Source organism: Variovorax sp. CF313 (assembly GCF_000282635.1).
Lineage (GTDB): Bacteria > Pseudomonadota > Gammaproteobacteria > Burkholderiales > Burkholderiaceae_C > Variovorax.
Genome location: NZ_AKIW01000166.1, coordinates 60,721 through 81,325, shown reverse-complemented (window position 1 = coordinate 81,325; position 20,605 = coordinate 60,721). Strand labels below are relative to the sequence as shown.

Annotated in this window: 13 protein-coding genes; 6 read left to right on the top strand and 7 right to left on the bottom strand. The window is 61.1% G+C overall.

The window, feature by feature from the left end; genetic code table 11:
• Nucleotides 1-984: a glycosyltransferase family 2 protein gene (locus PMI12_RS26670; protein ID WP_007838980.1), complete on the bottom strand. Its 984-nt coding sequence runs from the start codon at nucleotides 982-984 to the stop codon at nucleotides 1-3.
• Entirely contained in the window at nucleotides 984-2,846 is a 1,863-nt protein-coding gene (locus PMI12_RS26665; RefSeq protein ID WP_007838979.1) for a glycosyltransferase family 2 protein, read from the bottom strand. Before PMI12_RS26665 ends, PMI12_RS26670 begins: the two co-directional genes overlap by 1 nt.
• 216 nt (nucleotides 2,847-3,062) lie before the next feature.
• Between PMI12_RS26665 and PMI12_RS26660 the strand changes: the two genes are divergently transcribed.
• The 3 genes from PMI12_RS26660 to PMI12_RS26650 are packed head-to-tail and all read left to right on the top strand — an operon-like array spanning nucleotide 3,063 to nucleotide 6,040.
• Nucleotides 3,063-4,481, top strand: a complete 1,419-nt coding sequence (locus PMI12_RS26660) for a mannose-1-phosphate guanylyltransferase/mannose-6-phosphate isomerase (protein WP_007838978.1) — start codon at nucleotides 3,063-3,065, stop codon at nucleotides 4,479-4,481.
• Entirely contained in the window at nucleotides 4,478-5,281 is an 804-nt protein-coding gene (locus PMI12_RS26655) for an ABC transporter permease (protein ID WP_007838976.1), read from the top strand. Before PMI12_RS26660 ends, PMI12_RS26655 begins: the two co-directional genes overlap by 4 nt.
• Nucleotides 5,282-5,284: 3 nt before the next feature.
• Nucleotides 5,285-6,040 carry an ABC transporter ATP-binding protein gene (locus tag PMI12_RS26650; RefSeq protein ID WP_007838974.1) on the top strand — a complete coding sequence of 252 codons (756 nt, stop codon included), beginning with the start codon at nucleotides 5,285-5,287 and terminating at the stop codon, nucleotides 6,038-6,040.
• 69 nt (nucleotides 6,041-6,109) lie between these two features.
• Here PMI12_RS26650 and PMI12_RS26645 read toward each other — a convergent pair whose 3' ends face one another.
• Nucleotides 6,110-10,162, bottom strand: a complete 4,053-nt coding sequence (locus PMI12_RS26645) for a glycosyltransferase (protein ID WP_237726181.1) — start codon at nucleotides 10,160-10,162, stop codon at nucleotides 6,110-6,112.
• Between the two features lie 400 nt (nucleotides 10,163-10,562).
• On the opposite strand from PMI12_RS26645, the gene gmd reads away from it, so the two are divergent.
• The 3 genes from gmd (at nucleotide 10,563) to PMI12_RS26630 (ending at nucleotide 14,009) form a co-directional block, all read left to right on the top strand.
• Nucleotides 10,563-11,600 (top strand): GDP-mannose 4,6-dehydratase, encoded by a 1,038-nt coding sequence (gmd, locus tag PMI12_RS26640; RefSeq protein ID WP_007838970.1) that lies wholly within the window; start codon nucleotides 10,563-10,565, stop codon nucleotides 11,598-11,600.
• Nucleotides 11,597-12,478, top strand: coding sequence for a GDP-mannose 4,6-dehydratase (locus PMI12_RS26635; protein WP_007838968.1), 882 nt, complete (start codon nucleotides 11,597-11,599; stop codon nucleotides 12,476-12,478). Before gmd ends, PMI12_RS26635 begins: the two co-directional genes overlap by 4 nt.
• A gap of 112 nt (nucleotides 12,479-12,590) precedes the next feature.
• Nucleotides 12,591-14,009: a hypothetical protein gene (locus PMI12_RS26630; RefSeq protein WP_237726180.1), complete on the top strand. Its 1,419-nt coding sequence runs from the start codon at nucleotides 12,591-12,593 to the stop codon at nucleotides 14,007-14,009.
• A gap of 46 nt (nucleotides 14,010-14,055) precedes the next feature.
• Here PMI12_RS26630 and PMI12_RS26625 read toward each other — a convergent pair whose 3' ends face one another.
• The 4 genes from PMI12_RS26625 to PMI12_RS26610 all read right to left on the bottom strand — a co-directional run bounded on the left by PMI12_RS26625 (nucleotide 14,056) and on the right by PMI12_RS26610 (nucleotide 20,597).
• Entirely contained in the window at nucleotides 14,056-14,811 is a 756-nt protein-coding gene (locus PMI12_RS26625) for a class I SAM-dependent methyltransferase (RefSeq protein ID WP_237726179.1), read from the bottom strand.
• 65 nt (nucleotides 14,812-14,876) lie between these two features.
• Nucleotides 14,877-15,755, bottom strand: coding sequence for a hypothetical protein (locus PMI12_RS26620; protein ID WP_007838965.1), 879 nt, complete (start codon nucleotides 15,753-15,755; stop codon nucleotides 14,877-14,879).
• The gene (locus tag PMI12_RS26615; protein WP_157632294.1) at nucleotides 15,752-17,689 is read right to left on the bottom strand and encodes a glycosyltransferase; all 1,938 of its coding nucleotides are present in this window, start codon (nucleotides 17,687-17,689) and stop codon (nucleotides 15,752-15,754) included. The genes PMI12_RS26620 and PMI12_RS26615 overlap by 4 nt, the downstream gene beginning before the upstream one ends.
• Nucleotides 17,679-20,597: a glycosyltransferase gene (locus PMI12_RS26610; protein WP_007838963.1), complete on the bottom strand. Its 2,919-nt coding sequence runs from the start codon at nucleotides 20,595-20,597 to the stop codon at nucleotides 17,679-17,681. Before PMI12_RS26610 ends, PMI12_RS26615 begins: the two co-directional genes overlap by 11 nt.
• Between the last annotated feature and the right edge of the window lie 8 nt (nucleotides 20,598-20,605).

Genomic DNA, 20,605 nt, shown 5'->3' with positions numbered 1-20,605 from the left:
TCAGCCGCGTTCGAACAAGTCCTGCACGATGGCGTGCCCACCGCGGCCAAAGCGCGCATAGCGCCCGCGCGCCGCCTCGATCAGGATCGGCAAAAGGCGCAGCGGCCGCGCTGACGGAAGTTCGGCCCTGAACCGCTGGTGCGCAACCTTGTCGCGCTGTGCCTCCAGGTAACGGGCTGGCACCCTGGTGCCGAGCTGCTGCAGGCGCCGCAGCAGCGCCTCGGCCCGGCGCAGACGCGCCACGTGCTTGTCGCCACGCTCGACAAATGCCTTGGCGATCTTCTCGGACAAGGTGAGCCGCCGCGCGCCGATCTGGTTGCTGGCGTGCTGGCGGTAGTCGATGGTCGGTTCGGGCAGCACGTCCATGCGGCCGATGGCCGCGGCCACGGCGGCCAGCCACTCGTCGTGCACCCATTCGGGCGCGAACGGCAACGCCGTGTCGAGCAGGGTCTTGCGGAACATCGTGGTGGCGCCGGTCACGAGATTGCGCCGCAGCAGCACGCCGAAGGCCTCGCCATGCGCGATGGCCGACAGTTCCGCGGGCTGCACTTCCAGCGCGTGGAAGAGTGTGGAGCCCAGGGGTTCGAGTTGGGCATCGACCAGGCGCGCATCGGTGTGGAGCAGCAGCAGGTCGGGACGCGCCTCGAACTGCGCCACCATGCGCGCGAGCCGGCCAGGATGCCAGGCATCGTCCTGGTCGCACAAGGCAATGAGGTCATGGCTGCAGGCGCGCACGGCCTGCTCGAAATTGCGCGTGACGCCCAGCGGCGGCGTGTTGCTGAACACGCGCAATTCGATCCGATCGGCCACGCCGCACTGCGCAAGGGTGTCGCGCACGACGGCCAGGGTGTCGTCGGTCGAACCGTCATCGGACAGCACGATCTCCCGCGGCAACGGCGCCTGCGTGCAGATGCTGCGGATCTGCTCGGGGAGATAGCGCGCGCCGTTGCGGGTGCAGAGCGCGACGGAGACGTCGAGAGCCATCAGACCGGGGGCAGGCGGGGCGGCCAGGCGTAGCTGAAGTCCTCACGGGCCAGCATGAGGTTGGGGCTGTAGGCGGGGTCGTTCTGGATGAGATCGCCCCAGCGCTGGTGCATGTAGGCGGACTCTTCCTGGAACTGGGCCTGCCTCTTCGGGGACATGTTCTTCGAACGGGTCGCGGACTCGTAATGGAACAGTTCCGCATACGGCGTCCAGACATTGCGCAGGCCCGCTTCGCGCAGGCGCAGGCAGAAGTCGATGTCGTTGAAGGACTCCTTCAGATGCACTTCATCGAGGCCGCCCACGGCGAGGTAGTGCCGTTTCTGAATCACGAGGCAGGCCGCCGTGACAGCGGAGAACGATTGAATCAGTGCGGCGCGGCCGCCATAACCCTCACGCCCGACCGGCATGCCCCGATGCGCATGCGCCGCAATGCCGCCGATGCCGAGGATCACGCCTGCGTGCTGCAATGTCTTGTTCGGATACCAGAGCCGGGCCCCCACCGCCCCCACACCCGGCTGAACGGCCAGGCAAACCATCTCGCTCAGCCAGTCGGGCGTGATGACCTCGATGTCGTTGTTCACCAGCGCGAGGATCTCGCCGTTCGCTACGGGGATCGCACCGTTGTTGAGCGCCGAATAGTTGAAGTCGCGGTCGTCGCGCAGCACGCGGACATTCGGCTTTTCCGAAGCGATGCGCTTGAACCAGGCCAGCGTGTCCGGATCGTCGGAGCCGTTGTCGACGATGATGATCTCGTAGTTCGAATAACTGGTCTTCGCGAGGATCGACTCCACGCACTGGCGCGTCAGTTTCAGGGCATTGCGCGTGGGGATGATTACCGAAACCAAGGGTAAGACATCGGGCAAGGCGTAATGCACCCGATAGCCGAAGTCGAGGTGTTCGGCCGTGGCGCGCACACCGGTGCGCACGAAGTGCTCGTTCAGCGCGCGCTCGCCCGCGATGGCCGCATAGGGCTTGGCGCTCATCGAACGGGCCGTGCTCTCGCTGTGCACGCGCCAGTGGTACAGCACGCGCGGAATGTGGCGGATCTGCCCGGGCTCGACGCGCTCCATGCAGCGCAGCACGAGGTCCCAGTCCTGCGAGCCTTCCATGCCGACGCGGAAACCGCCGACCGAGCGCATGAGCTCGGTCGAGAGCACGCCGAGGTGGCTGAACATGTTTTGCGAGCGGAAGAGATCGACGTTCCAGTCGCACTTGAAGTACGGGCCGAACCGGTGGCCGCCCTCGTCGACCTTGTCCTCGTCGGAATAGATCAGCTTCACATCGGGATGGGCCACGATGCAATCTGCCACCCAGAAGAGCGCATGCGCGGGCAGCAGGTCGTCGTGGTCCATCAGCGCGACCCAAGGGGCCGAGACCAGTTCCAGCGCACTGTTGGAAGCGGCCGAAATGTGGCCGTTCTCGGGGCGGAAGAAGACCTTGATTCGAGGGTCGCTCTCGCTGTACGTCTTGAGGATCTGGCGCACCTCCGCCGAGGGAGAGGCGTCGTCAGCGATGCAGAGCTCCCAGTTCGGGTAGATCTGCGCCCGCACCGATTCGATGGCCTCGCGCAGCCAGCCGGGGTTCGGGTTGTAGGTGGGCATGACGATTGAGATCAGGGGCCGGTCGTTCATGGCAGCCACGCGCTGGGCGATGCGGTCGCGCAGCTCGGGCGTCAGCGTATCGTAGCGGCGCACCCAGGACGAATAGTTGTTGTAGCCGCCGAAGCGCCGGCCCAGCTCCCAGCGGATGCCGGGCCAGCCCGATTTCCTGAACATTCGCCACGCCCGCTGCACGCGCCCCATCAGCCCGGGGCCTTGCCAAAGTCCGGCCAGGCCGAGGATGAATCGATAGACAGATTTCATAGAGATTGCGCATCCGCGAGGCGGATGAGGCAGAGCTTGTCGAGGAATACCTGAAATAGACAGGGCAATGCCGGAACATGGCATCGCCGGTCTTGCGGGAGGGGATTATCTTCGCAACGAGCCGCAACAATGGACGGCGACAGCGTTTCTCCCCCTCGCGCCGGCAGTCAGAGGGCTGCCCGTAAAATTGATCGGTTCAAAAGCTAAAGGAAAACAATGAGACTACTCTCAGTGGTGCTCTCGGGAGGCGCCGGATCCAGGCTCTGGCCTGCTTCGCGTCAGGCTTTCCCCAAGCCATTCATGAAGATCGGTGATTCCACGCTGCTTCAACAAGCCGTCGAACGTGGGCAGGCTTGCGGGACCGGTGATCTGATGATCGTGACCAACAAGGACCATCTGTTCCTCACGAAGGATGTGCTCGGGCAGATGAGCGACCCGCCGGACACAACCTTCCTGCTTGAGCCCAAGGGGCGCAACACCGGACCGGCCATCGCACTGGCAGCGCTTCAATGTGCGCGCCAGTTCAGCGGCGACACCGTGATGCTCGTCCTTTCCGCAGACCACCTGGTGCCGGACGTGCACGCTTTCGTAGCCAGTGCAACGGAAGCCTTCCGGCTCGCCGAGGAAGGCAATCTCGTGGTGTTTGGCGTGAGCCCGACGAGCCCCGACACCGGCTTCGGCTACATCGAGGTAGAACACGTTTCACGCGAGAGCCAGGAGGTCAAGCGCTTCGTCGAGAAGCCCGACCTCGAGACGGCACAGAAGTACCTTGCCACAGGTCGGTACTACTGGAACAGCGGCATGTTCGCATTCACCGCGGACACCATCATCGCGGCACTCGAGAAGCACGCCCCCGACGTGATCAGAGCGGCAAGGCATGCGCTCGAAACCGCCAAGACCTCCGGTGCAGCCGTCAATTTCGATCTGCATGCGTTCGGCCTGCAACCGGACATCAGCATCGACTACGCGGTACTGGAGCACGCATCGAATGTCCATGTGGTGCCCGCCAAGTTCAGTTGGAGCGACGTGGGTTCCTGGCCCGCAGTGTCCAACGCGCTGACGCCTGACGCCAGCGGCAACACCCTTCCCGACGATGTCGTGGCCCTCGACACGACAGGCACGCACGTGCAGGTCGAAAGCTATGGCCCGAAGGTCGTCGCCACCATTGGCGTGCACGACCTCGTGATCGTCGACACGCCCGATGCGCTGCTGGTTCTGCACAAGGACAGCGCGCAGAAGGTGAAGAAGGTCGTCGACGTGCTCAAGGCTCGCAAGCACGATACCGTGCACCTGCCGCCGGTAGTCCACCGCCCGTGGGGCACGTACGCCTCGCTCAAGGAAGAAGAAGGCTACAAGGTCAAGCGAATCACGGTCCGGCCCGGTGAAGCACTGTCGCTCCAATATCATCACCAACGCGCCGAGCATTGGGTAGTGGTACAAGGCCAGGGCATCGTGCAGATCGGAGACGTCGAGCACCAGACCTTGCCGGGCCAATACCGCTACATTCCCCTGAAAGAGAAACACCGCCTCACCAACACCGGCGACGAAGAGCTCGTGCTCATCGAAGTGCAGTGTGGTGGCTACCTGGGCGAAGACGACATCGTCCGCCTTGCGGACACTTACGGACGTACATGAGCCAAGTCCATTCCAATCTACATCGAAGCGCCTTATCTGACTGGTGGCAAGGCACCCGCCGCACCGACATCTGGTGGACCCTCGCCTGGTTCGACATCGTTCTGCGCTATCGCCGTTCGATGCTCGGCCCGATGTGGCTCACCTTGAGCATGGGCGTGATGATCGGCGGCATGGGTCCGCTGTACAGCTCGCTGTTCGGCACCGAGCTTTCCAGGTTCTTTCCGCACCTGGCGCTCGGCATCATCTTCTGGGGGTTCTTCTCCAGCATCGTTTCGGATGCCTGCAATGCCTTCGTCGGGTCGTCCAACTATCTCAAGCAGGGCTACTTTCCGATCAGCCTGTTCGTCTGGCGCAGCTTGGCTCGCAACCTGATCCAGTTTGCCCATCAGATCGTGCTCTACATCCCGGTGGCGATCTGGGCCGGCATTTCGCTGTCATGGTCAGTGCTTCTTGTCCTGCCAGCCTTTGCCATCCTGATCGTCAATGCGCATGCCCTCGGCCTCCTGCTGGGCCTGATTTGCACACGCTATCGCGACGTCACGCAGATCGTCACCAGCGTGATGCAGATGCTGATGTTTCTGACGCCCGTCTTCTGGCTGCCCGAGAGCCTTCCCGGACGCGCCAAGTACGTGCTGTGGAACCCGTTCGCGCAAATGCTGGACCTTCTGCGCACCCCGCTGATGGGCGGCGTTGCACACATCCACAGCTGGATCGGCATCCTGGTCTGGACGGCGATGTGTCTGACCCTGGCCATTCTTCTGTTCTCGAAGTACCGCCGCCGCGTCGTCTACTGGCTCTGATCCATGGCATTCATTTCACTCAAAAACGTCGCAGTCAACTTCCCGATCTACGGCGCTGGCGCCAACTCCCTCAAGAAGACGCTTGCAGCCTCCGTGACTGGCGGACGCTTCGGCAAGGAAACCGGCGTGACCGTGGTTCAAGCGCTCAGCGACGTCAACCTCGAACTCAAGAGCGGTGACCGGCTCGGCCTGGTGGGTCATAACGGCGCAGGCAAGTCGACCTTGCTGCGCACGCTGGCCGGGGTCTACGAACCGTCGTCGGGCGAGTTTGCGCGGCAAGGCTCGGTTGCCAGCCTGATTGACCCGTCGCTCGGCATCGAGATGGATGCCACGGGGGTTGAAAACATCATGTTGCGCGGACTCGTGATGGGCATGAACATGAATGAGATCGACCGCCTCACGCCCGACATCTGCGAGTTCAGCGGACTGGGCGAGTACGTAAACATGCCGGTGCGCACCTATTCGACCGGGATGATGATGCGACTGGCGTTCTCGATCTCCACCAGTGTCGAGGCCGACATCTTGCTCATGGACGAGTGGTTGTCGGTAGGTGATGCGGAGTTCACTGAAAAAGCCGAAAAGCGGATGAGAGACGTGGTTTCGAAGTCCGGCATTCTGGTGCTGGCTTCACACTCACCCGAGTTGATCGTCAAGGAATGCAACAAGGTCGTGAAACTCAACCATGGCCGGCTGGAAGCAGTAGACATGGAGGCGTATATGGCCGAATTGATGGCCGAGCGGGCGAAACTGGCCGCCTGATTCCTCGACGTCCAGGGGAGGACGCACGCGCCTGGCCTTGGGCGCGTCCCCTTCCCGTTGTCGGCGGGCTCAGCCCCTCGGAATCATCCGAATCGATGCTCGGATCTCGGCGAGTCGTGCAGCGGCCCTGTGGCCGGCGGTTTGCAACGACAAGTCGATTGCTGCCCGAGCCTTGCCCCGCGCCCCAATTTGCTTCGCCCATTCGCGGTCTTCGTAGAGTCGTCGCATGAGTTGCGCGGCGTGCTCTGTCGAGGGCTCTGCCCACTCAAGCTTCTCATCGTAAGGCGGGATCGGACGACCGAGTTTCACCAATTTGTAGGGCACCAACAGGCTGTCTTCTTCGCCCATGAAGTCGACATTGCCAGAGTAGTTCGTGGCGATGACCGGCTTGCCCATCAGCATGGCCTCGGCCATCGTGAGACCCAGCCCTTCACTGCGATGCAGGGATACATAAGCGTCGCACGCGTCCATCAGTGACAGCACTTCGTCGGGGCTGTAGACCTGATCGATCACAACGATGTTGTGCCCCTCTGCGGCGGCACGCAGTTCCTGCAACTGCGCCGGATGACGGTCTCCGAACGACGTCTTCAGCACCAGCGTCGCATCGTCCTGCATAGAGAACGCCGTCTTGAATGCCTGGATAAGGCCGAGCGGATTTTTGCGCTCCATCACGCTCATCATGTGGAACGTGAACAGGAATGTGAAGCTGCCGTCCTTCAGGCCAAAGTATTTGCGCTCTCGCTGCTGATATGTACCGAGCGCAACGCCAGGGAATATCGTCCGCACAGGAATCGAAAGCCGCTCGCGCAGGCCCTTGGCAACGAATTCGGTGGCCGTCCAGACTTCGTCGACCTTCGCAGCTGCATCAAGCCACGAATCCGGAATTGAGTCGAACTCCCAGTACCAGTAGGCGATGCGATAAGTGCGCGGCAAGTGCTCGTTCAAATCGCTGCGGCTATAGGCCTCGTCGAAGAAGGGCTCAGGTTGTGTGTGGATGATGGTCGTTTCGAAATCCTCGAAATCGCGGAACTGTGCGTGAACTGGATCGTCTTTCTTGTCGGTTCGAAGGTCGCGCAGCGCAGTTTGCACGCCGACCTCTCTCAAGCCCTTTGCCAGCGCCTCCACGGAGACTCGAAGACCCGACGGATACGAGAAATGGCCGATGACGTTGACGCCGAGCATCGTCATTTCAGCCGCCACGCCTTCCTTGTCGAGACCGGCGCACCATGCCCGTACCGTCTCGGGCTGCATGGATTCGGGCAACTGGAGCCATTCAATCAGCGCCCTGGCGGCCTCGATCTTGTCGAGCGCTTCGGGATGCGCACGCTGCCATTGTTCGCGCGCGCGATAAGCCGATCGAAGCTGCCGGGCGGGCGGGAGGTCAACCGGCCAGCGCACCGGGTCGGCCCACAGTTCGGCCACGCGGTAATTTGCGCAGAACCAGGAGGCAAACGCGCGGCGGCCGAAAATCGTCAGCCCGTCGGGATAGAGCTTTTGCCAGTCAGGCGTGAATTCGTAGGCCCTGACCAGTTCGGCCTCGGGCGTTTCCGCGGCAGTCCAAAACAGCCACCAGACTTCCTCCAGCCTCAGGCCCGTATCGCGCCGGCCGTGCTGCATGAACCAGTAGAACAGGTCGCGCCTGCCAATGGGCAACAAGCCGTGTGGTAGCACGGCCCTGACTTCCGAATGAAAAAGAAACACCTGTCGCGCACGAGCTGCGAGATCTTCCGACCACAGCATTCGGATCGAGGCGAGCGCGTCCCCGTCGAGCCCAAAACGATTTGCACCTTCGGCTTCAAGCCAACGGCAGAACGCACCATTGGGACCTTCGGACAGCGCAACGGGGAAGCGCAGGCGGACATCAGCGCGCGTACGCAAGAGATCCAGGCACCACCTGGCCGCAGACCAGACGTCGCGCACGCCATGCGCAGGCTGAGGCGCCCAGATCACGCTCTCGCGCGGCAGCATGGCAACGGCCAGGCATGCGCCGTCATTCGACAGATCAAGAGTCTGCACCTGCGGCCTCGGCGAGCCGAATTCGCGAAGACTGACCTTGAGCTTCTCGCGGACCGTCGGCGCCGTGCCGACTCGAAGGGCCGGAATTGCGTAGTTCGCATCCAACTCGGGATGAAGATAAGGGTCGTCGTCGATACCCAGCGTACGAATGTCGTCAGCCACCCGGGACATATCGACGCCGGGGTTGCTGTTGCCTCGCGTCGCGCCTTCATGATGCACGAGACGGGCCTGCGGTACATAGGCAGTCCGGTAGCCGGCGCGCCAGATATTCAGGCAGAGTGCGACGTCGCTCATTGCGATCAGGTACGACTCGTCGAAACCGCCGACGCGTTCGAAGGCATCGCGCCGCACCATCTGACATGCGCCCATGATCGCGAGCCAGTTGCGGGCATGGTCCGGCGAGCCGAACAGGCCCCAGCCGCGCCCCTCGGCGCTGCGATACATCAGGCCACACAGGTGAATGCCGACGCCCACGCCGCCATGCTGCAGTTCGCCCGAGGGAAACACCAGCTTGGCACCGACCACTCCGACGCCCGGGCGCATCGCGACGCGCACCATTTCGTGCAGCCAGTCGGGAGAGGTGACCTCGATGTCGTTGTTCAGGAACAGCAGGATCTCGCCTTGCGAGAACGCAGCGCCGTAGTTGCACGCCGCAGAATAGTTGAAGGTCTTGTTGAAATGGACGACGCGAACGCTCGGCTCCGATGCGAGCTCGGCGTAATACGCCAGCGTTTCCGGCTCGGTAGAGCCGGTGTCCACAATAATGATTTCCTTGTTCGCGTATGCCGTTCCTCGCAGCAACCCGCCGACCGACATGCGCAGCAGGTGGTCCTTATTCTTGGAAGGGATCACGATCGAGACGAGCGGCGGCTGGTTGATCGTCCAAGTGGCGTGCTGGGTGCCGTCCGATTGCGTCTGAACGGAAGCGTCAATTCCCTTTTGCGCCCAGAACTTGCGCAGTGCCGCGCGCTGCGCCGTGGCCTCCGTCGAATCGGCATCCGGCCGGTCTCGATGGCCGCCGGCCGCACGATGGCACAGCACTTTGGGAATGCGGGTGATGGTTTGCGCGATGTCGCTCGCGCGCAGATTCAGGTCCCATTCGAAACCGTCCCCCGCTTCGGGGTCGATGCCGCCCGCGGCTTCGACGAGCTGCCGCCGCAACAGCGTCAGGCGACCAAAATAGTTGAAGACATAGAGTAGTTCTGGCGACCAGCTCGGCTTGAAGTAAGGCCGAGTTCGGCCGCCCTCAGCCGACAGTTCGTCCTCGTCGCCATAAAGAATATCGCTTGCGGGTTCGTTGACGAGCGCATTCGCAATTTCGATTGCAGTGCCCGGTGCAACAACATCGCCGACATCCAGCACCGCAATGAAATCGCCATCGGCGCGTGAAAGGCAGGCGGCCAGCGCTTCGGCGCGACTCTTGCCGTAAGCGGATACCGCGACGACACGTGGCTCTTTGCTCTGCAACGCGCGAAGGAACTCATCAACCGTGTCAGCAGCATGATCACCCGTGTTCGCCACGACGAGTTGCCACTGGAGCAAGTTTTGCCCGCGGATCGATTGCACCGTCTTGCTCAGCATTTCGAGCTGCGCATCACTTGCACAAAGCAAAAAACTCAACCGCGGGTTCGCGGCCCCTCCCACCAACGCCGCCGAGCGAGATTCGTTCTCAGCGATCCATTGACGATAGGCGCTTTGGCTGTCACAGCCAACGTCGGCGCCGGCGGCGGGCACAACACGAAACGCATTCGCCTCATCCGTTTGACGACGATCCTTGAGAAACTGCAGCCGCTGAGACATGTGCCACGGCGTCGCGACCCACCATGTAGCTTTTGCCGCGCGCCGCAGATATCCACGCCAGGAGGGGGGAATCGCAGCCGACACTCTCCGCAGCGGGGCCGTCAGGCGCCAGGACATCGATCGGAGCAGCTCGTTATGCTGCTGCAGCGCGAGCGCGGCGCGCTGATTTGCCGATTCGATCTGCGCCTCAACGGAGGCGTCGCTGCTTAGTACGAGTCGCTCCTGCAACTCCAACCGCAAGTTAAGTGCGGCGATCTGCCGCTCGGCTTCGGCGAGTTTTTCTGCGTCTCGTGTTGTGTCACTCATACTTGCTTTGTATATCTGGAGCATTTGGCGGGCCCACCCCGTTCGATGCAGGTCCTTGCTCCCCGCGTCGGGGCACAACGCTTGGTGCATATGTCCGCGCTCTTCACATTTATTATCCCCGTTGACTGTTGGCTTTCAGCCACGTAATCCGGATCGGTGTTGCAGTTTCGGGCCCTGCACGTGCTTCCCCCGACCTGCAGCGAGGCGAAAACCTGCCGTTGATTGCTGTAACCCCCGTATACCCATCCGCCGGCAAGTTACGTAACCAAATATGCTCTGAATCAGGACTCCCCGATTTGGCAAAATCGGGGCTCGACGGCTTCTCCATTCGCAGTGTCTCACCACGAATGGCAGAAGCCACCGCGTCACGCGCTCTTTAGACAATACAGAGAAGGTTCTCATGAAGAAACATGCCGTTGTAACGGGCATCACTGGCCAGGACGGCGCCTATCTGGCCGAGTTGCTGCTCGCCAAGGGATACGTCGTCTATGGCACCTATCGGCGCACCAGCTCAGTCAACTTCTGGCGCATCGAGGAACTGGGCATTCAAACCAACCCTGACCTGCATCTGGTTGAGTACGACCTGACCGACCTGGGAAGCTCGATCGAGTTGATCCGCCAAGCGGAGCCGGTCGAGGTCTACAACCTTGCGGCCCAGAGTTTCGTTGGCGTGAGCTTCAACCAGCCTGCGGCGACTGCGCAGATCACGGGCGTGGGCGCCCTGCACCTGCTTGAGGCCATCCGCCTCGTCAACCCGAAGATTCGCTTCTATCAAGCGTCCACCTCCGAGATGTTCGGCAAGGTTCAGGCCATTCCGCAGGTGGAAGACACACCCTTCTATCCGCGCAGTCCCTACGGCGTTGCCAAGCTCTATGCCCACTGGATGACCATCAATTACCGCGAGAGCTATGACATCTTCGGCTGCAGCGGCATCCTGTTCAATCACGAGAGCCCCTTGCGCGGGCGCGAGTTCGTGACCCGCAAGATCACGGACAGCGTTGCCAAGATCAAGCTTGGCAAGCTCGACGTCCTTGAACTCGGAAACCTCGACGCCAAGCGCGATTGGGGCTTTGCGAAGGAATATGTCGAGGGCATGTGGCGCATGCTCCAGATCGACACGCCCGATACGTACGTGCTGGCAACCAACCGCACCGAAACCGTCCGAGACTTCGTGCACATGGCGTTCAAGGGCGCGGGCATCGCAGTGGATTTCAAGGGCAGCGGCGAAGGCGAGTCGGCCGTGGACACGGCCACCGGAAAGACCGTCATGCGCATCAACCCGAAGTTCTATCGACCCGCGGAAGTCGAACTGCTGATCGGGAATCCAGCCAAGGCCAAGGCCAAACTCGGCTGGGAGCCGAAGACCACGCTCGAGGAACTTTGCCAGATGATGGTCGAGGCAGACCTGCGGCGCAATCGCCAGGGCTTCTCGTTTTGAGGATCCTGCTAACCGGTGCCGAGGGTTTCACAGGTCGGCATTTCACCGAACGCGCGTTGGCCGAGGGAAACTCGGTCATTGCGCTGCAATCCGATCTGACGGACAGCGACGCGCTTCGCCAAGAGGTGCTCGAGGCATCACCCGATGCGGTGGTTCACCTGGCGGCGATCAGCTTCGTCGGGCATGCAGACGAAAAGGCGTTTTATGCCGTCAACGTGGTGGGCACCACGAACCTGCTCGACTCGCTCGCCAAGTTGCCTGCGCGGCCCCAGCGCGTGCTTCTGGCCAGCAGTGCAAACATCTACGGAAACACGGCACAGTCGCCGATCAGCGAGCCCCAGCCGCCCGCGCCGATCAACCATTACGCCATGAGCAAGCTCGCCATGGAGTACATGGCGCGTACCTATGAAGGCCGCCTCGACCTGGTAACCGCGCGGCCTTTCAACTACACAGGCCCCGGGCAGAGCCCGAGTTTCCTGATTCCCAAGCTCGCATTTCACTTCGCGCAGCGTGCCCCGGCCATCGAGCTCGGAAATCTCGACGTGGAACGCGAGTTCAACGACGTGCGGATGCTGTGCGACGCCTACCTTCTGCTCCTTGCTCATGGAGAGCCGGGCGAAAGCTACAACATCTGCACCGGACGCCCCCACACGCTTCGCCACGTGCTCGATACATTCATGCGCATGACAGCCCACACTCCGCGCATCGAGGTCAACCCGGCCTTCGTGAGGGCGAACGAGGTGCACAGGCTCTGCGGCAACCCGGCCAAGCTCGACGCGCTGCTGGAGCGCCATGGCGCCACACTCGAGATACCACGCCTTGAAGACACGCTGGAGCGCATGCTAACCGCCGCCGCAGTCAGCGTGCTCAAGACCTAGAAACGGAAGGCCCGCCGGCGGTTTGTTGCACTGCTTGCAGGATCGTCGCCCGCAGCGAGAGGATCCCCGCGCGAACGCTGAGCAATGTGAGCAGGGTATCCTTCTGCCGATGATGAACAGCGATGCACTCCGCGTCATCCAGGCCGCGCCATCTCGCAGGGACTCCCACGAAATGGCCGCCCTGGGCGTCCCTTTTTTAGCTCACCTGATAGACGATCTTGAGGAAAAGCAGGCCGAGCACAGCGAGTGCATCGGTCGCTGGTACCAGCGAGACTTGCTGCGGAAAGGCCGTTTTGTCGTTCGCTCTGTCTGGGACAACGAACCGGTGCAGGCTACGCAGTCCGTGCTGCTGGAAGACAAGACCATCGCCTATGGCTTCGGGTCTGCACTGAACTTCTGGCTGTTCGCCGGCTCCCTCGGGGAGGGTGCGCCAATTCAAGGCATCTACCTTCCTCAGAGGGCGATCCTGATAAACCTTGGGCATGAAGCCTGGGGTGTGACCGAGGCCCACGTTCGTAAAGCCATGTCGATCTTCAACAGTCTGCCGCTCGATATGGACCGGATCAGTGGTCCGACGCCGTCTCTAGTGACAGGCGACGCAAGCTTCGCACATCACATCTGGAATCAGCTTGGCGCATTGGACCGGCTGATCGCAGACGAGCCTGAGTTCACGTTAGAGAGAACGAATGTGGTGGTGATGCAGGAGCCGCTCGGCCCGCTGGCGGAATTGTTCGACGACTGCCCGAACTGGAAGATCAGGTATGTGCACTCATCTCGAGTTCAGCAATTGAACTGTCGTGACATCCTATTCGTGCAGCTCGCCGGAATGCTGGTCACGGAAGGCGCCAAAGCTCGTGTATTCAAGTACCTCGAGCGCACAGTCAACCTCCCCGAAGCCGCCGTCCGGCGCAACCCAGCCGGCCGCTTCTGGCTGAGTATTCGCACACGCAACCGCACCATCACCAATCAAGTGCAGTTTCTCACCGAGCTGGCGAACTCTTTGATCGATGAGTATCCGGGTTGCGATATCGTGCTCGATGGGCATTCGCTGTCCGAAGACGATTACCGTTTGGTTGAACTGGGCGACACTTCCAACCACGCCATTGCGGCCGCTGATGCAGACGTGGCGGCAAAGGTGATTAAGCGCCTCGCGCAACGGAATTCAAAGATCTATCAGACCGCGGGGCGTCCTTTGTCTGAGGCCTTGGCGTTGGCGCGAACCTGCGACTTCTACGTTTGCCACCACGGCACTGTGCAACACAAGATCGGATGGTTCACCTGCGTGCCGGGCGTCGCGCACGCCAATACGCGGGTGACGCGGTCGAAGCCCGCCCTCTCTGTCGCGGCACAGACCGAGGGAAGCCCGCCCCCTTCCTACCTTCCCGCCGAGCTGATCGAGGACGAAGCGAGCAATGCACGCGGCTCCCTCGCTGACGCACTCAAACACGAGAACTACACCATTGTCTCAGTGGATGAAGCTTGCCGATTCGTTTTATCGGAGATCAAGGCGACCACTGCGCTCAAAGCATAAGGCGCCCTACTTCTCAGCAGGCCTCCTTCACACCGAGCAGCAGCAGTCAAGCCTTCTTTATGACCACAGTCATGCTGTCCGCCTCGTTCATAAGATCGACGCCGCACTCACAGCGGTATGAGTGGTAGTCGAAATTTGAAGAGCCGCACTTCCAGCACTTCGATGGCAACGTCGCGCGCTTGTAGACGTCAATCGACGTGATCTGCGCGAACAGCTTTTCAATATCGCTGGCCGTGAAATGCGATCCTCGTCCCAACATGGCCAGCCGGGACGGCGATAAGGCTTCGCCTCGCCGCTTCAAGTGCTCAAAGGCAAGCAGGACGGAGAGCGAAGTCTGCTCCACGGCACTGCCGAACTCATCGGCATATTGGCTGTGAGCGGGATGACTGGTTTGAATGTCCTCGAGGACATAGGTCCCCCCCGGCTCCAAGGCACCGAGACCCAGCCTCAGGCACCGCGATTGGTGCCGCGGAAAATGAGAACCGTCCTCGATCAACAGTCGAAGGCCTTGCCCGATCTTTTCGAGCAAGCTCTTCACTTGCTCTTCTTCCTCTTGATCGACCTCGTGATAAGTGACACGAGAATCTAAAGGCCACTCTGGCTGGGCCGGAAGAATGTCCGCGCCGTGAATGACGGCGTCGGGGAATTTTGCCAGCAACCACCGTATCGAATTTCCCTTGAACACGCCGAATTCGAGGATCTTTCCTTCGATCCTGTGCGGCAAATGCGTGTCGTAAAAGTTGGTGAATCCGTGCCAAAACGATTTGTCGGTCTGCTCGAGTCGAGGGTCCATGATGGGCATGAAAGCGAAAAAATTTCGGAGCTGCGGCATCAATGCCCCCGACTTCAGCAGTTGGCTTCTTGCAACTACGCCAATATGCTTGCCGGCGCCGCGACGCTGTCGCGTGCCACCAATTGCTGCTGCCAGCAGGGAATGGAGAACGGCTCACCTCGCCATTCGAGGGCTTCGGCTACGGTGGCCGCCCAGGTGGCATCAACCACCGCGCAACCTTGTGCCCTCAGCCGATTGGTGAGCATCTGCTCGTTGAGGATCGCAAGCACCTTGCTCTCGAAGAAAGGCAACGTTGTGGGGTCGAGCTTGAAGCGCGAGTGCCATTCGACTCCCTGCTCGGTACCGTCACCCGTCAGCCAGCCAAGGATGTTTTTTCGATAGCCGGGCGAAATTGGCGCCTCTTTCAAGAATGGCTCTGCGGGATCTCCCGAGAAAAAAGTCTCCTTGCTGGTCACGCTCACCAATGACTTCAAAAGCCTGATCTCAGCAGGCGGAAGAAAGACGAATGATGTTCTGAGCCACGACTGAGAGCCCACGCCCAGCAGCGACACCGACTCGTTGTAGTAGTCGACATGGCCCAACGCCACGCTGCGCCCCAGCATGAGGTTCAACATCCGCTCGCTGAATCGGTCCAGGTAGTCCACATACAGTTGTCTAAACGCGGAAGTTGCCAGGTGCACGAAGTCGAAGTCGTCGAGGCGCGAGCCAAGGTACGCAATGGCACTGTCCCAGGCAGAGAACTCCCAGGCCGCATTGGACCCGCCGATCAATGTCATACCGCCATCAAGGCGTTCTTCATGCGATACCGGCAGCGCATTGTCAACGACGATGAAGGTGTGCTCGATCTGCGGGAGGCGCCGTTCAAACAGTGCCCGAAGGTCGGCCACGGCGGATTGATATTTGGTGGTGCCGTGGCGCGCCATGATCGTGGCGATCCGCAGTTTTGGGGTCATAGCTTCATCCATGTCAAGGTATGTTCTCGCTCCGCCCAACGCGCAACGTCGACGCGGTGCAGGCATTCCTCGACAAAGTCGAGTAGGTGCAACGCATAGCTGTGCCAGTTCGGGGGGCGCGCGCCATCGGCGAGTGCGGTGGCGCGAGGCAGTTCGGTCACCGGCAATCCTGCCAACACTCGGCCAAGGCCCTCGACCAATGAAACCGTATCGTCGAACTCGATCATCCGGCCAGGCAGGCATGAATGCGCGGCAATCTCGTCCCATAGCGCGGATTTTCGAACCAGCACTGAACGCCCGTAGGCGAGGCTCTCCACCACCGGCAACCCGAAGCCCTCATAGTGCGACGGAAACACAACGGCCTTCGCAGTCGCGATCAGCCTGTGAACCTCCTCGCCCGACACCTGTCCACTCGGCACGTATTCGACCCGCGGCAGTGCACAAGAGGCCGCACCAAGAACCATGAATTTCTGCAAGGGAAAAGCGTCGGACAGAACCTGCAACGCCGGCACCAGATCCTTATGGTCGTAACTGTTGCCAAACAGCAGCACATGGTCGAGCGACGCGTGCGCACCGACTGCAGGATCCGAGTGGTCGTTACCATCGAGACTCAGGTGAATGACTCTATCCTGCACGCACGGCTTCACCGGAAATCTCGGCTGGAATCGCTGGCGGCTGAAAGACGAAATGTAGGCAAGCCCATCCGCGTGCGCAGCGATGAACCCCCAAGTTTCTTCCACGCGAAGATCGACTGCGTACAGCACATCCCAGGCAATGGTGTCCAGGATGTTGAAGATATTGACCAACGCGTGGCGATGCAGTTGCGCCACGGTTTCCAGTGCCCATGGCTGATTGGGCATCAGGGCAGCAGCATATGCCCCCGCAAGATCGCCATGCGCATGGACAAAATCCGGAAAACGCTCTGCCAAGCCATGAAATTTCGCGGCCTCGGACTGGCTTTGGACAACGACTTCCCAAGATGAGTGCTCGACCGACGAAAGGCCGTCCAGCAAACCCAGCATCACTTGCGACGTGCCGTTGTGAATGGCGGACATACCGCGGAAATCGAGCAGAAGGCGCCTCGGCTGGCGCACAGGTGGATGTGCTGCAGCCAAGAGTTGCTCCAGCCGCCGGTTCGCACGACGTTCAATCTCGGCACCTGCACGCGCGTGGTCAGGATACATGTCGAGCAGTGTCGTCATGTCGGCTGATTCGAGCTTCGGGTAGGCCAGCCGTTGTGCCTCTTCGCCGGGATCCGCAGGCAGGACGACGACCGCCCTGTTGGAAACCGCATTTCGGTAGCCCTTGCGTCTTGCTCGACACAGCCCCAGGGCAAGCGCACCGGGCAAACTGCGAAATGGTCTAGAAGGTCCGAGCGCGGCGACGACTTCACGGCGCAGCAGAAGGCACGACGACAGCAGTTCCGCCGTGATCGCAATCTCTGGCAACTCCGCCAACGCTCTTTTTGAAGTGAGCCCATGGCTCGGAACCTCGCCCGAATACGGGAATGGAAAGATGCCATCGGTCCGGGCATCGGCGAAGCGCGGTTGAGCGACACCTAGCAAGGGATCTGAATGAATGGCGCGCCAAAGGTGCAGGAGCACTTCGTTGGACGGGAGCAGTGGCCCAATGACAACCAACAAGGCCCGGCGCCGCATGGCGGCCTCCTCGACGGCAAGGTCGAACAACGCAGCGCCGTCGGCATTGCTGCGCAGCACACCACTCAATTCTGGCCTTGGCTGAACTTCAAGCCCCGGCGGCATCACGACACTTAGTCGATCCACGACGTCGCCAAAGCCGCAATACTTCAGAAGCTTGGCAATGTGCTGATCAAGCCCTGCCCGATCGGGTGCGCAGGCAGACAGATCAACCAGCAGATCGCAGGGCCCCGCAATCAAAGACTCGGCAGAGTTCATCATCGATTCAGAGTTCATCAAGTGCACCGGCAAGCTCCGCATAGACAATTTCGGGCGAAAATTCGCGGGCGAGTGCGGTGCCAAGTCCGGCGAGCATCTCGGCGTCCGGCCGTTCCGAGAGGACACGCAAGACGTGCTGGGCGAAGAGGAACCAGTCCGAGGCCACGTGGAGCAGCGGCTTCGCCGCGGCACTAATGCCATCAACCCCCGCGGGGAATGCAACCACGGGCCGCAATTGGCAGATCGCCTCGACTGTCTTGATCTTCAGGCCCGTGCCCGCCACAGTCGGGTTGATGACAACAGTGGCACTCGCATACGCGGCGTTCAGGTCGTCGAGTCGGCCGAGCACCTTCACACCATCGGGGACGATAGCAATCGATCGGCCCACATCGCCGACGATGTGCAGTTCGGCATCGCTCCTTTCCTTGTGGATGATCGGCCATGAAAAGCTCAGGAAGTCCTTCGTCCCCTTGACGTTCATCGGATTGTTGGAGGCCACCAACAGAACGATCGGCTGAGGCGGTGGCACCACAGCCTTCATATTCACTTGGAAATCGACGCCCACGTTTACCACATTGCATTCTGGAGCAAGCCGCATGAGATCACGGGTTTCTTCGGGCTGAATTCCTATCAGCAGCCGAGCCCGCTTGAGCAAAGCGGCTTCCTCGGCCTCGCTCAGTGCGAGGCCGTCTGTCACGCCGTACTGCTGGACTTTGCGCGCCTTGGTCGAGAAAACATCGTGGGTATCGATCACCTTCAACAGCTCAGGCCGCATTGCGGCAAATGCACGCGTCATGAAGACGTACTCGGCCAGAAGAACGTCCGGATTCCAATTTGCATCGAGCTTCACCAGCAGGTCGATCAATACGTCCGGACAAAAAGTGCGCATGGTACCCAGCAAGTCCCGTTCGCGTTGAGTCGCAGGCGATTGCTCCCCGAGCATCGCTGCGAAGTCGCGGACAACTCCACCATGAAGCCCTTCGAGGAGCGGTGAATCTTCGTCGAGGTTGTGATGGATCACGCCGTCGCGCCCACACACGATGAAATTCGGATAGACCGAGGCGGCTATTGCGATCTGCTTATCGGAAGGCACCTCGTGCGGGAGCGGACAGATCACGACCAGCGGACTGTAGCCAGCGCTCGACAGCCACGTAAGCAACTGGTGAATTCGATACTCGTTGCCAGCACGAGGGGGGTACGGCATCACATGGCTGACGCAAAGCACGCGGCGATTCGAAGCCAAGGTGCTCGCGACCGAAGGAACATCGAGGCGCCGCACATCGAAGCGCCTCTCGACATCTGCGCTCGGAGCTAGCGCGGGCAACAGTTCGACTTCGGTCGCCGGCGCCGGTGCCGGCGATACCGGCCTCTTTCCCCGACGAAGCGTGATGAGCCGCCATCCAGCTTTGACAGTTCCCACCGCCGCACGCCTGAGCTTCGGATGCCGCCTAAGGAATCCACGCAGCCCGGCCACCGCCTTCGGGTGCCGCGAGGCAATACCGCGCATCGGGCCGGTAAGCCGCCAGCTGGCAGAGGCATAGACCGCATGCAGTTGCTGGTGCGCGCTTGCAGCGTCAGCTCTCAACTGGTCCGCGTCCGCTTGCACCGCAGCAATCTGCTGTCGAAGTACGAGAGCCTGGTCGTACTGGACCTGTAGTTCGCTGCGCGCGAGCCCGAGGTCTCTGGATGCCTGCAGTGTCTGCGCTTCATGCAGAGTTGCATTCGCGCGGGCCTCTTTTTGCAGTTTGGCTTCCTGCGCCACAAGTTGCTCACGCATATCCGCCAGACTGGCTTCCCGAATGGCCAATTGGTTGCTGCTCTCCGCCAGCAACTGGCGCTCATGCGCAAGTGCCGCGGCGGTGCTGCGTCGTTCGATCTCTGCCGCTGCGCGAACGTGGCGCAACGATTCGCGCAATGCTTCGATAGCGCGACGCAATGTCTCGAGCGGCACGTCGTCGCTGATGGCCGCGTCGCGTTTGGGCGCTTTAGCTGGCAGCGCTGTCGACGCTACCAGTTGCGAGGTATCGATCTGCGGTACCGCAACTTTTCGAGGTGGGAGCTCTCGGGCATACGCTGCATCGAGCTGGCGGCAAATCGCCTGAAATGCCGCATCGCCATCGACGCCCTCCTCTTCTTCCCACGTCTTGAGGCGGTCGATGTTGTCGTACAGCGCGCGCAACACAGCCACGGTGCGTGGATAGCCCCCCGGCTCGCTCGACTTGGTGACGGAGACATAGCGGTTGATACTCTCGTGCGAGAACGCCACGACGTCATCACCGGCATGCGGGACTCGCACGCGATCCGGTCTCGATGTGTAGCGATTGGCCTTCTCGATCCACTGCTCCACATTCTTATGCGACAAGTGATGAATGCAGGTGCCGTCTTCGTAGGAGACAACGTAGGCGGTCGCCTCGTCGTACTTCATGCCGCCATGCACCGTCTCGAGGAAGGTTACTGCCTTTTTTGAGAAAAACCTGGGCTGGAATTCAGGCCAATAGTAGGCACGCTCGTCGTGCTGACCCATGATGTAGTGCCGCTGCGGCAACAAGTAGACAGACGCGCGGGGAGATACGAGTTCGCGCTCGATGAAGCGAACAGCCTCGACGCTCAAGCATTCATCATCGTCCATGCAGACGATCCAGTCGTGCTTGCAGGTCGCGACCGCAAATGCCCTGGTTTCCTCAACCACAGGCGACCAGGGCACGACGATCACCCGGTCTGCAAACTGGGCCGCAAGCTCCGCGGTCCCGTCTGTTGAGGACTTGTCAATCACCAAGAGCTCGTCGACGAACGACAGCGCCCTGAGGCAGGTACCTATCAGATCAACCCGGTTGTAGGCAATGACAACGCCACTGACCTGCTGACGTATTGCACCGGTGTTAGCCACTGGTGCTTCGGGAGTCTCCCGCGCTCCTTCAATCGACATTCGGTTCC